General features: G+C 40.7%; 14 protein-coding genes. 10 read left to right on the top strand and 4 right to left on the bottom strand.

Translation table 11 applies throughout. From position 1 onward, the window contains the following. The first annotated feature begins 39 nt into the window (after positions 1-39). From dppC to TW85_RS02380, 3 genes are read left to right on the top strand one after another with little or no spacing between them, the layout of a single operon-like run. On the top strand, positions 40-975 hold the full coding sequence (gene dppC, locus TW85_RS02390; protein WP_082827981.1) for a dipeptide ABC transporter permease DppC: 936 nt from the start codon (positions 40-42) through the stop codon (positions 973-975). Between the two features lie 9 nt (positions 976-984). Continuing rightward, a complete protein-coding gene (gene dppD, locus TW85_RS02385; RefSeq protein WP_046015478.1) occupies positions 985-1,953 on the top strand; it encodes a dipeptide ABC transporter ATP-binding protein in 969 nt (322 codons plus the stop codon). After that, positions 1,950-2,954: a peptide ABC transporter ATP-binding protein gene (locus tag TW85_RS02380; RefSeq protein ID WP_046015477.1), complete on the top strand. Its 1,005-nt coding sequence runs from the start codon at positions 1,950-1,952 to the stop codon at positions 2,952-2,954. The genes dppD and TW85_RS02380 overlap by 4 nt, the downstream gene beginning before the upstream one ends. A gap of 88 nt (positions 2,955-3,042) precedes the next feature. Here the strand turns inward: TW85_RS02380 and TW85_RS02375 are convergent, their stop codons facing one another. The 3 genes from TW85_RS02375 to TW85_RS02365 form a co-directional block, all read right to left on the bottom strand. Beyond that, positions 3,043-4,101, bottom strand: coding sequence for a class I SAM-dependent methyltransferase (locus TW85_RS02375; RefSeq protein WP_046015476.1), 1,059 nt, complete (start codon positions 4,099-4,101; stop codon positions 3,043-3,045). Further along, positions 4,091-4,699: a gamma-glutamylcyclotransferase family protein gene (locus TW85_RS02370; RefSeq protein WP_046015475.1), complete on the bottom strand. Its 609-nt coding sequence runs from the start codon at positions 4,697-4,699 to the stop codon at positions 4,091-4,093. The genes TW85_RS02375 and TW85_RS02370 overlap by 11 nt, the downstream gene beginning before the upstream one ends. 274 nt (positions 4,700-4,973) lie before the next feature. Beyond that, the gene (locus TW85_RS02365; protein WP_052701789.1) at positions 4,974-5,471 is read right to left on the bottom strand and encodes a copper chaperone PCu(A)C; all 498 of its coding nucleotides are present in this window, start codon (positions 5,469-5,471) and stop codon (positions 4,974-4,976) included. Between the two features lie 775 nt (positions 5,472-6,246). Between TW85_RS02365 and TW85_RS02360 the strand changes: the two genes are divergently transcribed. The 3 genes from TW85_RS02360 to phaC all read left to right on the top strand — a co-directional run bounded on the left by TW85_RS02360 (position 6,247) and on the right by phaC (position 9,429). Next, positions 6,247-6,996 carry an SDR family oxidoreductase gene (locus TW85_RS02360; RefSeq protein ID WP_046015474.1) on the top strand — a complete coding sequence of 250 codons (750 nt, stop codon included), beginning with the start codon at positions 6,247-6,249 and terminating at the stop codon, positions 6,994-6,996. A 196-nt stretch (positions 6,997-7,192) separates the two neighbouring features. Beyond that, the gene (locus tag TW85_RS02355; RefSeq protein ID WP_046015473.1) at positions 7,193-7,543 is read left to right on the top strand and encodes a phasin family protein; all 351 of its coding nucleotides are present in this window, start codon (positions 7,193-7,195) and stop codon (positions 7,541-7,543) included. A 92-nt stretch (positions 7,544-7,635) separates the two neighbouring features. Beyond that, the gene (gene phaC / locus TW85_RS02350) at positions 7,636-9,429 is read left to right on the top strand and encodes a class I poly(R)-hydroxyalkanoic acid synthase (RefSeq protein ID WP_046015472.1); all 1,794 of its coding nucleotides are present in this window, start codon (positions 7,636-7,638) and stop codon (positions 9,427-9,429) included. 34 nt (positions 9,430-9,463) lie between these two features. Here the strand turns inward: phaC and TW85_RS02345 are convergent, their stop codons facing one another. Continuing rightward, on the bottom strand, positions 9,464-10,999 hold the full coding sequence (locus TW85_RS02345) for a PLP-dependent aminotransferase family protein (RefSeq protein WP_046015471.1): 1,536 nt from the start codon (positions 10,997-10,999) through the stop codon (positions 9,464-9,466). Between the two features lie 100 nt (positions 11,000-11,099). Here TW85_RS02345 and TW85_RS02340 point away from each other — a divergent pair, with 100 nt between their 5' ends. From TW85_RS02340 to TW85_RS02325, 4 genes are all read left to right on the top strand, one after another. Beyond that, positions 11,100-11,552 (top strand): GNAT family N-acetyltransferase, encoded by a 453-nt coding sequence (locus TW85_RS02340; protein ID WP_046015470.1) that lies wholly within the window; start codon positions 11,100-11,102, stop codon positions 11,550-11,552. A 25-nt stretch (positions 11,553-11,577) separates the two neighbouring features. Further along, the gene (locus TW85_RS02335) at positions 11,578-12,183 is read left to right on the top strand and encodes a GNAT family protein (RefSeq protein WP_046015469.1); all 606 of its coding nucleotides are present in this window, start codon (positions 11,578-11,580) and stop codon (positions 12,181-12,183) included. A gap of 1 nt (position 12,184) precedes the next feature. Then, positions 12,185-12,832, top strand: a complete 648-nt coding sequence (locus TW85_RS02330) for a pyridoxamine 5'-phosphate oxidase family protein (protein WP_046015468.1) — start codon at positions 12,185-12,187, stop codon at positions 12,830-12,832. A gap of 165 nt (positions 12,833-12,997) precedes the next feature. Continuing rightward, the gene (locus tag TW85_RS02325) at positions 12,998-13,786 is read left to right on the top strand and encodes a sulfite exporter TauE/SafE family protein (RefSeq protein ID WP_046015467.1); all 789 of its coding nucleotides are present in this window, start codon (positions 12,998-13,000) and stop codon (positions 13,784-13,786) included. Position 13,787 lies beyond the last annotated feature (1 nt).

Here is a 13,787-nt window from a genome sequence, read left to right as displayed (position 1 = left end):
TTACGTATCAATGCAATTAGGAAAAGTCACTAGGAATAAATGATGAATCAAACACAAACATCTGACAGTGCAAGCACAAAAGAACAAGATGCAGCTTACGATAATGCACCCGTACCTATGACGCCATTTCAAGAGTTTTGGCATTATTTCAGTGCAAACAAAGGCGCACTCGCTGGTTTTATCTTTATTGTTTTTATCTGTTTTATCGCCCTTTTTGCCGATTGGATCGCGCCCCACACGCCATCCATACAAAACCGCTCGGCGTTGCTACTGCCTCCCGCATGGCTAGAAGGTGGAAACTGGCAATATATCTTAGGTACTGATGACGTTGGTCGTGATATTTTATCGCGTCTTATGCATGGTGCCAGATTGTCACTTTCTGTCGGACTAGTTGCAGTATCAGCGTCTTTGGTTGTCGGCATCTTTCTTGGCTTAATCGCCGGTTATAACCGTGGCATTGTTGATACTGCCATTATGCGTATTGTTGACATTATGTTGGCGATGCCTAGCTTACTTTTAGCAATCGCTATCGTTGCGATTTTAGGACCAAGCATAGTCAATGCTGCACTAGCCATCTCGGTGGTCTCTTTACCTCATTATGTCAGGTTAACGCGTGCCGCAACCTTGGCAGAGATGAGTAAAGACTATGTCACCTCTTCACGCGTATTAGGTGCAAGCCCGCTTCGCCTTATGTTTGTATGCGTTTTACCTAACTGTTTAGCGCCCTTAATCGTACAGGCAACCCTTGGTTTCTCCAGTGCCATTCTAGATATGGCAGCCCTAGGCTTTCTAGGTTTAGGTGCACAGCCTCCTATTCCTGAATGGGGCAGTATGTTGGCGGATGCTTTGCAGTTCGTACAACGTGCATGGTGGGTCGTTACCTTCCCAGGTCTTATGATACTTATCACAGTATTAGCCTTTAACCTCATGGGCGATGGTTTACGCGACGCTCTTGACCCTAAGTTGAAACAGTAGGAGGTTGTGATGTCACTGTTACAACTCGAAAACCTTTCCGTCACCTTTGGTAAATTCAAAGCGGTAGACAATATTAGTTACAAAGTAGAAGAAGGCGAAGTATTAGGTATAGTAGGTGAGTCTGGCTCAGGTAAAAGTGTTAGCTCCTTATCTATCATGGGCTTGATTGACTTCCCTGGTAAGGTGGAAGCGAAAGAGCTGAGCTTTCAGCAGCAAGATCTACTTAGTATGCCTGAGAAGCAGAGACGTCAGCTTACTGGTTCTGATATTGCCATGATATTCCAAGACCCTATGACAAGCTTAAATCCTTGTTTTAATGTGGGTTATCAAATAATGGAAGCGTTAAAAACCCATCAGGGTGGCAGCAAAAAAGAGCTCAAGGCACGTACTATAGAGCTACTTACTCAAGTGGGTATTCCTGCCCCTGAGACACGTTTAAGCGCTTATCCGCATCAACTATCTGGCGGTATGAGCCAACGTATTATGATTGCTATGGCGATTGCCTGTAATCCTAAACTTTTGATTGCTGATGAACCGACCACAGCCTTGGATGTTACCATTCAGGCACAAATTATTGACCTCTTGATTGACCTGCAGCGCAAAAAGAAAATGGGTCTGGTTTTGATTACCCACGACCTTGCCCTCGTTGCTGAAGTCGCTCATAAAGTCATCGTTATGTACGCTGGTCAAATTGTTGAATCAGGCCCAGCTAGCGAAGTCTTTAAAAGTCCTAAGCACCCTTACACTCAAGCTCTTTTGAAGTCATTACCTGAATCATCTAGTGGTGCTTCACGCTTAGAAGCCCTTCCAGGTGTGGTGCCTGGCCAATATGACAGACCTAAAGGCTGTCTTTTGAGTCCACGTTGCCCTTATGCAAGCGCAGAATGTCGTGAAATCGAACCGGCAACACAAGGTGAACTTGATCGCCAAGTTAAATGTCACACACCTCTAAACAATGAAGGGAGACCAAGTCTATGAGCCAGTTAAATACATCGGCTGAGGTCATCCTTAAAGCCAGCGAACTAAAACAGCATTACCAAGTTAAACAAGGACTGTTTAAAGACGATGCTGTCGTGAAAGCGGTAGATGGCGTTAGCTTTACTTTGGAGAAAGGACGTACGCTTGCCGTAGTAGGTGAATCAGGTTGTGGTAAATCGACTCTAGGTCGCATGCTTACCATGATAGAAACACCTACAGCAGGCGAAATCGACTTTGAAGGAGCTGATCTACTTAATTTGAATAAATCTGAGCAAGAAAAGCTGCGTCAGAAAATTCAGATCATATTCCAAAACCCTTACGGCTCACTTAACCCTCGTAAAAAAATTGGTGCGATTCTAGAAGAACCTCTCGTTATCAATAGCAATATGGGTAAAGCGGAACGTAAAGCTAAAGCCTTGAGCATGATGGCGAAAGTAGGACTTAAGCAAGAACACTATGATAGATACCCTCATATGTTCTCTGGTGGTCAGCGTCAACGTATTGCGATTGCTAGAGGCCTGATGCTAGACCCTAACATTATCGTCGCTGACGAGCCTGTGTCAGCCCTTGATGTATCCGTACAAGCTCAGGTACTCAATCTGATGATGGACTTACAGCAAGAGTTTGGTTTGAGCTATGTGTTTGTTTCTCATGACTTATCAGTTGTTGAGCATATCGCTGATGATGTCATTGTCATGTATCTAGGTAAGGTCGTTGAGCAAGGTAAAAAAGAGGATATCTTTAGATCGCCTAAACATCCTTATACTCAAGCACTATTGTCTAGTACACCTCAACTCAATGCTGATAAACGCCGTACTCGTATCAAACTTGAAGGGGAGCTGCCATCGCCACTGAATCCACCTGCGGGTTGTGCTTTTCATGGTCGTTGTATGCATGCTAATGACAAGTGCAATCAAGAAGCACCTGTTTTAAAAGCAGCAGAAAACCAAATGATTGCCTGTCATGCAGTTGAAGAAGGTCGTTTAGCAGAGTTTGTTTAATACCAGCTTAGATTGAAAAAGTGCAGACAATAAAAAAGCGGCTTGTTTAATACAAACCGCTTTTTTTATACCTTGAACACCTGAGACTCTATTTAGGCTTCTTCTGACGGGCGTGGTAGATAGCAAAACCTTGCGCACGATTAAGACGGGTATGCGTACCTAAAGCCGCATCTATGATAGATGGATAACGTAAGAAATCATTGGCGACAATAAACAGCTCACCATTTAAAGTTAAATGCTGCTTCGCATTCATAATGAAATTCTCAGCAATCGAATAGTCTGTATCAGTCCCTTTATGAAAAGGAGGATTAGAGAAGATGTAGTTAAATCTGCCCTTCACTTCAGTCAGCCCATTAGAGCCTAAGAAGGTCATTTTCTCTAACACGCCATTGGCTTCACAACTCATTTTAGTTGCTTCAATCGCCAAAGCGCTATCATCCAATGCCGTAATGCGGGCATTAGTATGCATGGCTAACCAAATAGAAATGATACCGTCGCCACAGCCAAAATCTAGCATGCGAGCATCGCTCACTTGGCTCATAAATCGGTGTTGATCAAGCTGCTCTAAAAAGAGCTTAGTACCTAGATCCAACTTACCGTGGCCAAAGACACCAGGAAGACTCTTTAGAATGATGCTTTTACCCGCAACCTCTTGAGTCCAAGTTTTCACCCAGCTCTCATAGTTAAAAGCAGGGGACTCTGCTTGTTTATCCCCCACATATAATAGGCAGTGTTTCGCACCTTCTACCTTGCCCACATTTTCTAGACCGGTATTTAGCTTCTTATAAGCCGACTTAACACCACTTTTGTTGTCTCCAACTAACCAAACCTGTCCACCCATTTTTAATAGAGGTAAACAAACCGCAAGCAGGAAGTCTAAAAGCTCTTTCGCTTTCGGTTGATAAATAATGATATGGTCAAAATCGGCTGTGTCATGCTCCCAAGTGGCTGCAAAAGCCATTTTGCTCTCATCCATACCAGCACGAGACAGTTGATTAAACACTGTCTTAGATTGGCACCAAGCAAAGCAGTCAGCTTGATCGAGGAGAGTAAGTGGGAAGCTGTCTTCCGGATTGGCAAATAACACCTTGCCTGTAAATTGCGAAGCAGAACGCTCAAGCAATAAACTGGTTGAATTAAGACTCATAAGATACAGATAACTCTTGTTTAGATTTTTTAGTAACAGACTCTAATAGCGAAATAAAGTCATTGGTATTCAATTCTGGTTGAACTCTAGGATAGCGTGGGGCTTGTCTATCGTTTATCAAAGGGTGGTGCCAACCTTTTGTGAGAGATAAGAAATCTTGCACAAAGCTTTCACCTAAGGACAAGCAGCCAGACAAAATCACATCAACATAACTCAAAGCAATGGGGCAATCTTGAGTCGGTTGAGCGATTTCGTGACTATGATAAATCCAGATAGTCCCTTGAGGTAAACTTTGCCCTTGATATGCAGTCAGTTGCTCTAAACTCACTTGAGAGCGTTCATAACCCCTTTCTCTTTCATCAAAAGAAGGGATTTCTGACTCATCAATTTCAATCAGAACACCATTACAATAGGCGTCTTTCACAGGAATCACTGCCACAGAGCTCATACCATACTCGGTTGACATAACCGACCAATTTCTTTGGTAACCCGCAATTCTCACAGGCCACACTTGCCCTGTTTCACCTGTTTTTGCTCGACTGGTAGCATTGATCAAACTGCCATAGCCAAAAATAAAGTGTCGATTCTTATCTGTCATGGAAACTATCTACTTTCTAACGATTTCTAGGAAGGAGTATTTAAGCTGTTTAGCCAGTATAAATTGAACAATTTGCTTATTTCAGCCTCTTTTCAATGGCTAATGTATATAAGGCCCATCATACGCGTTTACTCTGCAATAAGGGATATCTAGCCAAAAAATAGTCCAATAAGGGCTTAAAGCCTCAAAATTAACGCACTTAAAAAGTGCGTTAGCATAAAAAAGCCCTGATGCAATATCAGGGCTTCTCATACAAGCACATACCGAGTCTAGGTTAGTGGTTCATAGAATGGTTAGCGTGCTTGTCAGATGTTGCCGCTTCTTTAATATCTGCAGGCATAACAATATCCGCTTTAACCATCATGCTTTCACCATTAGCAAGATTCAGCTGAATGGTTACTTGTTCACCCGGTTTCAAGTTTTGAGTTAAGCCAATTAGCATGACATGATAGCTACCTGGCTTGAAAGATAAGCTCTCACCTGCTGCTATCTCTACGCTAGGTACTTTACGCATACTCATAGCACCATCAATCATCAAATGATTATGGAACTCAGTTACCTTAGATACATCACTTTTAGCACTCACTAGGCTAATTGCCTCTTGCTTATGATTCATCAAGGTAAAGTAAGCTGCACTATTTTTTGAGCCAGGAGGCATAGCTCTCGCTTGTGCGTCCATAACCATCACACCCATGTGACCAGCGGCTACAGCATTAAAAGTTAAAAGGGTACAGGTTAATACAGTTACAAAGGTAAGCATTTGCTTAAACATCTTGTTTTATTCCTCTAAATATTAAAATCAAAATTTGTTAAACCCTGTAAGGAACTAGCTGCGCCTATCATAACTTAGTTTGCCAAAGAGGCTTGTGTTTATTTGAATCAGATTCACAACTTTTTGATAAAGATTACCTTGCTTACAACAAAAGCCAGTTGGTTTTATCGTCTGCTTTCCTCTAACTCATTGGACTCTAATGAGAAATACCTATTTAGATAAAAAATACAAACTCATTTAAATACTTAATACCTAAGTAATAAATAAACAAAGTAGTAATTTTTTGTTCTATTTCACTAGTATCATCATTTGTATCAAATCTGATAGACCATGACTTTTATATAATAAAAAGCAACTTGTCATATTAATTAAATATAATCCAAACCATTGTTTTTTAATAAATTGGAAAAATAAAAATAACTAATCGTGAATACTAATTCACAATAAATACATTGAGTTACATTTATTCTCATGCACAAAAAATGTGCATTTAAATGTATTTATTTCCCTTATTAAAAGTAATGAAATTTAATGAGTTTAAATTTTTAAGAACAAATTAAATAAGTTTAATTCTAATATAAGCTCATGTTTTTGTTACAGAATTTATCACTAAAATAATCACTATATAAATAAAATATTACTCAATGATTTTAAAATGGCTTATAAATTGCCTGACTAAAGATGTCAATAAATTGAAATATTTTATCCGTATAAATGATGTAGACGATTTATTACCCAAAAAACTTAGTCTGACAACGAGTCAAAGGATGGAATTATGAATAACTTTACACCTATCGCTCTAGTAACTGGCGCTATTGGCGGAATAGGCAGCATTACATGTAAGAAGTTAATCGAAGAAGGCTATCAGGTAGTCGCTATATGTCGTCAAAAACCTGCTGACGTTTTATCACAGTGGTTGAGCGATTATGACATTGATAAGGAGAGTGTAAAGTTCGCCTTTATGGATGTAACTGATAATGAAGAATGTTCAGTTGAGTTAGAAAAACTTTACAAAGAGCTAGGACGTTTTGATGTATTAGTCAATAACGCAGGTATTACACGTGATACTCAGTTTAAAAAAATGGACTATAAACAATGGCGTGATGTTATTGATACCAATTTAAATAGTTTATTTAATGTTAGTCAGCCAGTTTTTAATGTTATGTGTGAAAAGGGTTATGGCAGAATAATTAATATCTCTTCAATAAATGGATTAAAAGGTCAGTTTGGTCAAACTAATTATGCAGCTGCAAAAGCAGGCATGATAGGTTTTACTAAAGCACTTGCAATGGAAGGTGCTCGTAAAGGCGTTACAGTAAATGCTGTAGCCCCGGGTTATACAAAAACCCCTATGGTTGAAGAATTAAAAACCAGTGTAATCGAATCTATTACCGCTCAAATTCCAGTTAACCGTTTGGCTGAGCCAAAAGAAGTTGCGGCAGCCGTTGCTTATTTAGCAAGCAAGGATAGTGGTTTTATCACAGGTGAAACCTTATCAATCAATGGCGGACAATACATGCATTGATGATAACCAGTTTGGCCTGTTAAACAGGCCAAAACCTTTCTTGGATTAGGTATCTAGGTCTGGCCAGCATTAATCGAAAGAATAATAACCCTCTGGACCAGATCAGCCTACATACCAACAAGAAAGATGATTTATGGAACAAGCAGAAATTAAGTAGCAAAAACCATCGTATACCAGCAATTAGGAGTGATTCAGTATGTATAGCGAACTATTTAAAACATTTTCTTCACAAACAGAAAATATGATGTCCCCTTTTACTAGCTACAACGAGATGTTAGTAAAAAACATCGAAGAAACCACTAACTTACAGCTTGAAGCTATGAAGAAATACGCTGATATTGGCATTAACCAAATTAAGAACGCAACGGCTGTAAAAGACGTTACTAGCTTAATCGAGTTTAATACCAAACAAGCTGAAACCTTCACTGAGCTGAGCCAATCATTAATTGAAGACGGCAAACGTATGTCTGAAATCGCACAGTCATTCAAGGGCAACCTAGATGAACTAGCGGCAACAGCTATGAAGAAAGCAGCACCAACTACTTAATCTAATCCCGTGTGGGTGATGGGGCAGCAAAATTTGTTGCCTATCACCTTTTTTCAAGATGAGCTGCACGCACAGCAAATCAGGAGGTGCAAATGTTCAGCCCAAATATGTATGGAGAGATTTTCGAGAAACTGTGTGAGTGCAATGCTGCCATAGTTAAAAATATGCAGCAAAAGCCCGTCAACAACCCCATGCAAGAAGCCTTAGTTCAACTTAACAGCCAAGATTTAGGTCAGTGGGTTGAAGAAGCAGCACAAAACCCATTAAAAATGATGGATACACAAATTCAGTGGTGGCACGATCAAATGAACATTTGGCAAACCTCCCTGATGCAAGCAGTTCACCCAGAAATAGATGATGCCATTAGCATTGAAAAAGGCGATAAGCGCTTTGATGACCCAGCTTGGAAAGAGCAGGTTTTATTCAATGTGTTAAAACAGTCCTATCTACTCTTTAGCCGCAATATGCTGCAAATGATAGATAATTCTAACGGACTAGAGAAAGCAACCAAAGAACGCCTTAACTTTTTTACTAGGCAGATGATTAATGCACTTTCTCCTACTAATTTCCTTTCAACCAACCCAGAGCTGATCCGCTTAACCTTTGAATCTAAAGGTGAAAACCTAGTGAAAGGCATGTCTCAATTACAAGAGGACATGAAAATCAGTGCGGATGTATTAAAAGTACGCCTAACCAAACAAGACGCCTTTAAAGTCGGTGTTGACCTTGCTTCAACACCAGGGGAAGTCGTGTTTCGTAACGAACTAATCGAGTTGCTTCAGTACCACCCAAGTACAGAAACGGTTGCTAAACGTCCTATTTTAATCGTGCCGCCTTTCATCAATAAATACTATGTGATGGACATGCGCGAGCAAAACTCACTGGTACGCTGGCTGGTAGCCCAAGGCCACAGTGTCTTTATGATTTCTTGGGTTAACCCAGATGAATCACTCGCTGAATACGAGTTTGGCCACTATGCTACTCGTGGCGTGATTCCTGCCCTAGAAAAAATTGAAGATCTAACGGGCGAGCAACATGTTAATGCTATCGGTTACTGTGTAGGCGGTATGCTGCTTTCAACAACAGCAGCTTACATGGTCAGTAAGCGAATGAAGCAGCGTATTAAGAGCATGACTCTCTTAACCACCATGCTTGAATTCAGCAACCCAGGTGAAATTGGTGTTTTCATCAATGAGCCAACCATTACGGCGATAGAAACCCAGAATAAGATACGTGGCTATATGGACGGTCGCCTGATCGAATCTACCTTTAGCTTATTACGAGAAAACAGCTTGTTCTGGAATTATTATGTGAAGAACTATCTCAAAGGAGAGAGTCCGCTAGACTTTGATCTTCTCTATTGGAACAGTGATTCCACTAATATTGCAGCCGCTTGTCATAACGATATTTTGCGAAAACTCTACCTAAATAACCTGCTAAAAGAACCTAAAGGGTTAGAAATTGACGGTGTTGGTATCGATCTTTCTAAGATCAAGGTGCCTGTTTATTTCCTCTCTGCCAAAGATGATCACATTGCAGGTTGGGAAAGCACCTTTAGCGGCAGTAAATACCTTAAAGGCAAGGTTACCTTTGTACTTGGCGAGTCTGGCCACATTGCTGGTGTAATTAATCCACCCGCTAAAAACAAGTATGGCTATTGGGCAGGTGGTGATATCAATGCCCAAGATGCGCAATCTTGGGTGAAATCAGCAGACCATCACACAGGTTCTTGGTGGACTCACTGGCAAAGCTGGAGTGAAGAGCAAGATACGGCAGAAAAAGTACCCGCGAGAGAGATTTCCAAAGATATCTCATTGGCCGCGGCACCAGGTTCTTATGTATTACAAAAGCTTCCAATAGAAGCCAGTATGGATAAGGTTGGTTAAGCTAATTAAAAGTGCCGGGGTAACTCGGCATTTTTTATTTTTGTTGTAAAAAAATGCTTAGCTGCTTCTCTGCAGCCGCTAATATAGTATCAATATCTGTTTTGCTAGGCTCAGTAAACCCCAATACAAAGCCTTGTTTTATATTGTTTTTTTCAAAATAATATGGACTAAGAGCAGAAATATGCATTCCCTTTTCTAATAAACTTTCCATCAAGGCCTGATCCAAACAAGCTAGTTTATTGTGCTCTAACTCTCTCCACTTTTGTGTCCATTTTTCTTTTAAATAAACAAGTGTATGCATGCCACCGTTTGGCTTTTGCCAATCACAATATTTCCCTAGATAGTGGTTAATTTGTATCTCTAGATAATCACGTTTATCACGATAAAGTCGCCTCATACGACGTAAGTGCGCATTAAAATGGCCATGCTCCATAAAGTCTAACAAGGCTGACTGCATAGGCAGAGAAGCACTTGGACCTAATTGCCTTTGGCTCTTCTTAATACGCTCAATATGAGCTTTGGGAGCAACAATATAGCCTAAGCGTAAGCCTCTAAACATAATCTTAGAAAAGCTGCCTAATAAGAATGTTCGCTGGCTCTCATCTAGATTCATCAGAGGCACACCGAGCCGACCTTGATAATAAAACTCATTGTCGTAGTCATCTTCTATGACCCAGAGTCCGGCATCTTTCACCTGAACCTTACCTTCTACGTGAGAGTTAACCTGAGATAAAAGCGTTAACCATTCTTGTCGCCTTAAAGAGCTCATCGCCATACCTAATGGATACTGCCGATTAGGTGTAATCAAGGCTAGGTGCAGATGGTTAGGCTTGGCATGTGTTAGCTTAGGTGTCGCAGCCCCTTCTTGATCAACAGGTAAAGGCTTTAAGTCTCGCCCAAGCCATTGAAAAAAGCGGGACATAGCAGGGAAGCAGGGGTTTTCTAGCCAAACTCTGGCCTCATCTTGATAATCAGATAATAGAGCATGGCTCATAATGCTTAATGCATCTCGATTACCTGATGTGATAATAATTTGTTCTTGATCGCACTCTAATCCACGCACGTTGGCGAGGTAGTCCGCTAGATACTCTTTCAATCTAGGTAGACCGTTATGATATTCCCCTTGAATCACACCTATATCTGGATTTAGCCAGCTACGGCGCATCGACGCTGCCCATGCCTTATGGGGAAAAGCACTCACATCTATGCCTGACCCTAATTGAATAGGTTCATTCAACATCGATTTTTTATTTTTTGCTCGCTTAAGAGGAGGGCGCTTAGCTAGTTCAAGCTCACCCGGTAACAAAGCTGCCATATGGGCAACATACAAGCCTTTTTTAGGCTGGCTTACTAGGTAACCTTCACTGATTAATATGTCATACACCTTAATCGTGGTAGAGCGAGAAAGCCCTAACATAGAGGCAAGTTCACGGCTGGAAGGGAGCTTGTCTCCTTCTTGCAAATACTGGCCACTAAAAAGCCCTTTAAATTGCTCCAGCAACTGGCGATACCTAGCCACACCTGATTGATGATCAATTGTTAGCCTTAAAGTTGCATTTGATTCATTCAATCTGGTATGCCTTTTTTTATTTATTCTGGATATTTTTAATATATCCAGAAGTTCATATTCTGTTCAAGTCCTTTCATCATTCAATTTAACAGGAGGTTTTATGGCTACCCAGATTAAAAGTGTCACGCAAGATGAGTTAAACCAAGTGACAGCCCTATTTAACCAATACATGATTTTTTACAAAAAAGAGTCCAATCCAAACAAGTATCGCACTTACCTAAAAGAGCGTTTGGATAACCAAGAAGCAGACATATTTATTGCCTATGACGAGAACCAAGAAGCACAAGGTTTTGTCTTGAATTACACCACTTTTTCATCGACGTCTTTAGGAAAGATCATTGTTTTAAATGATTTATTTGTTATGCCTGAACACAGAAAAAAGGGTGTTGCAGAAGCTTTAATCTCCAGAGTCAAAGAATTTGCTTTAGAACGCGGAGCTATCCGAGTTGATCTGAGTACAGCTAAAGACAACTTCAATGCCCAAGCCTTATACGAAAAAATAGGCTTTGAGCAAGGTACAAAATTCTTTAGCTACAGCTTAAGAGTCGAATAGTTAATAGATACAAAGGGGGATAAGTATGTGGTTTGAGATAGACAAGCTTGAAGATGATTTTTTACAGCTTGAGAGACTAAAGCATCAACATAGTCATGAGATTGCAGAAGCTGTCTCAGATCAAGATGCAGAGCAGCTCTGGTTCACCAGTATTCCAACTAAAGCAAAAGCAGCCACTTATGTAGAAAAGGCTCTTTCTGCGAAGGACCAAATTTGCTTTGTGGTTCGATTAAAAGAGACAGGTGAACTAGTCGGCTCGACTCGTTTTTATGATATTAAGGCTGAACATAAAAGGGCCATGATAGGTTACACCTGGTACCTAGAACCAGCCCGTCGAACAAGTGTTAATACTCGTTGTAAGCTTTTGCTGTTACAGCATTTGTTTGAATCTAATCAAGCGATTGCTGTGGAGCTTCAAACCCACTTTATGAATCAGGCTTCAAGAGCAGCGATCGAAAGATTAGGCGCAAAACAAGACGGCATACTACGTAATCATCAAATCATGCCAGATGGCTCTTTAAGGGATACGGTTTGCTATTCCATTATTCAAAGTGAATGGCCAGCAGTACGTAATCAGCTACAGGCTAAATTATTAAAATACGCGACACTAGAACGCAGATTAGGGGGATAGCATGAGCCAGTCTGACGAATTAAAAACAGAGAAGAGCAAGGTTAGGCGTGGGGCAAAACGAGCAAGTTACGATAAAGAAACTATGTTCGAAATATTGGATGCCTCTCTTATGTGTCATGTAGCGCAGAGCATCAATGGTCAACCCTTTGTTGTACCCACTTGCCATTGGCGTGATGGAGATTACTTTTACTGGCACGGTCTGGCTTCGGCTCGCAACGTCAAAAATGCGGTGAATCAAGCAGTCTGTATCAATGTGACTCACTTAGATGGCTTAGTAATGGCTCGCTCTGCTATGCATCACTCAGTTAACTATCGTTCTGTAACCTTATTTGGTACCCCAGAAACGATTACTGATCCAATTGAAAAAGAGCGCCAACTTAAAATCTTTCTCGATAAGGTGTCTCCAAGTCGTTGGGAAGCCCTAAGACCGGTGAACGAGCAAGAACTTAAAGCAACAGGCCTAGTCAGGATTCCAATCAATGAAGCCTCAACAAAAGTCAGAGCTGAACCTCCAGTTGACGATGAAGAAGACTATGACTGGCCCGTATGGGCTGGAGTGATTCCCTTAGAGCAATCTTGGGGCCAAGCTGAAACAGACCCAAGGCAAGTAGTGGATTTTGAACGGCCAAAACTCCCTGACGCATTTTGATCACCGCCTTTCTAACATCATTAGGGAAACTGTCTTCCCTAATGATTTCATCTCCTGCAATTTTATGAGTATTGTTCACCTCTTTGCATAATTCTGCTCATCCCCTATGTTAAGATTCGTCCTCTTTATTCAATATGATCTCTTTTAAACATTAGGATCTCATCCATGATGGATTTATTTCTTTGGCAGTACATTGCCATTGGTCTGGTTTTTATTTGGAGCGGCTTTGTCAGGAGTGGATTAGGTTTTGGTGGCGCTGTCCTCGCTTTACCCTTCTTATTATTAATCCATAACGACCCCTTGGTATATTTACCTGTTATCGCTATTCATCTGCTTATTTTCTCTAGCTGGATCGCCATCAAGGGACATAGACAAAGCAAGAAGCAGGCAAAGTTAGACCCAGAAGCAGGTCAAAGCAATATTGATTGGGCTTACCTGAAAAAGTCTCTGGGCATCATGATAGTGCCAAAACTCATCGGCGTATTTGGCTTATTAACTCTGCCATCCAACCTGATTACTGGCATTATTTTTGGCATTGTCATCTTTTTTGCCATTTCTTATATTTTGGATAAGCCCTTCAAAAGTAACAATAAATGGCTAGATAATGTTTTTCTGATGATGGGTGGTTATGTCAGTGGCACATCATTAATTGGCGCCCCTTTAATTGTGGCCGTATATGCAACCCATGTGGCTAGACAACAGCTCAGAGACACCTTATTTGTACTCTGGTTTATCCTAGTCATGATTAAAATGATTTCCTTTTTAATCGCAGGTATCGACTTACAGTTAATCCATCAAATTTGGTTGCTTCCTTGTGCCTTTATCGGTCATTTATTAGGGCAAAAATTCCATAATCATATCCAAGCACAAGACAGTAAAGTTTTCTTCAGAGTACTAGGCTTTGCCTTACTGATTATTTGTATTATCGGTTTATACATGAACTTTATTGCCTAAA

This window comes from Marinomonas sp. S3726, from assembly GCF_000967665.1.
Taxonomy (GTDB): Bacteria; Pseudomonadota; Gammaproteobacteria; order Pseudomonadales; family Marinomonadaceae; genus Marinomonas.
The sequence above is the reverse complement of the archived record's forward strand: the minus strand, read 5'-3'. Positions and strand labels throughout refer to the sequence as shown.

Coding starts and splice junctions, on each gene's coding strand:
- dppC (WP_082827981.1), top strand. CDS start 40: ATGATGAATCAAACACAAACATCTGACAGTGCAAGCACAAAAGAACAA.
- TW85_RS02380 (WP_046015477.1), top strand. CDS start 1,950: ATGAGCCAGTTAAATACATCGGCTGAGGTCATCCTTAAAGCCAGCGAA.
- TW85_RS02375 (WP_046015476.1), bottom strand. CDS start 4,101: ATGAGTCTTAATTCAACCAGTTTATTGCTTGAGCGTTCTGCTTCGCAA.
- TW85_RS02325 (WP_046015467.1), top strand. CDS start 12,998: ATGATGGATTTATTTCTTTGGCAGTACATTGCCATTGGTCTGGTTTTT.
- phaC (WP_046015472.1), top strand. CDS start 7,636: ATGTTCAGCCCAAATATGTATGGAGAGATTTTCGAGAAACTGTGTGAG.
- TW85_RS02370 (WP_046015475.1), bottom strand. CDS start 4,699: ATGACAGATAAGAATCGACACTTTATTTTTGGCTATGGCAGTTTGATC.
- dppD (WP_046015478.1), top strand. CDS start 985: ATGTCACTGTTACAACTCGAAAACCTTTCCGTCACCTTTGGTAAATTC.
- TW85_RS02355 (WP_046015473.1), top strand. CDS start 7,193: ATGTATAGCGAACTATTTAAAACATTTTCTTCACAAACAGAAAATATG.
- TW85_RS02340 (WP_046015470.1), top strand. CDS start 11,100: ATGGCTACCCAGATTAAAAGTGTCACGCAAGATGAGTTAAACCAAGTG.
- TW85_RS02360 (WP_046015474.1), top strand. CDS start 6,247: ATGAATAACTTTACACCTATCGCTCTAGTAACTGGCGCTATTGGCGGA.
- TW85_RS02330 (WP_046015468.1), top strand. CDS start 12,185: ATGAGCCAGTCTGACGAATTAAAAACAGAGAAGAGCAAGGTTAGGCGT.
- TW85_RS02335 (WP_046015469.1), top strand. CDS start 11,578: ATGTGGTTTGAGATAGACAAGCTTGAAGATGATTTTTTACAGCTTGAG.
- TW85_RS02365 (WP_052701789.1), bottom strand. CDS start 5,471: ATGTTTAAGCAAATGCTTACCTTTGTAACTGTATTAACCTGTACCCTT.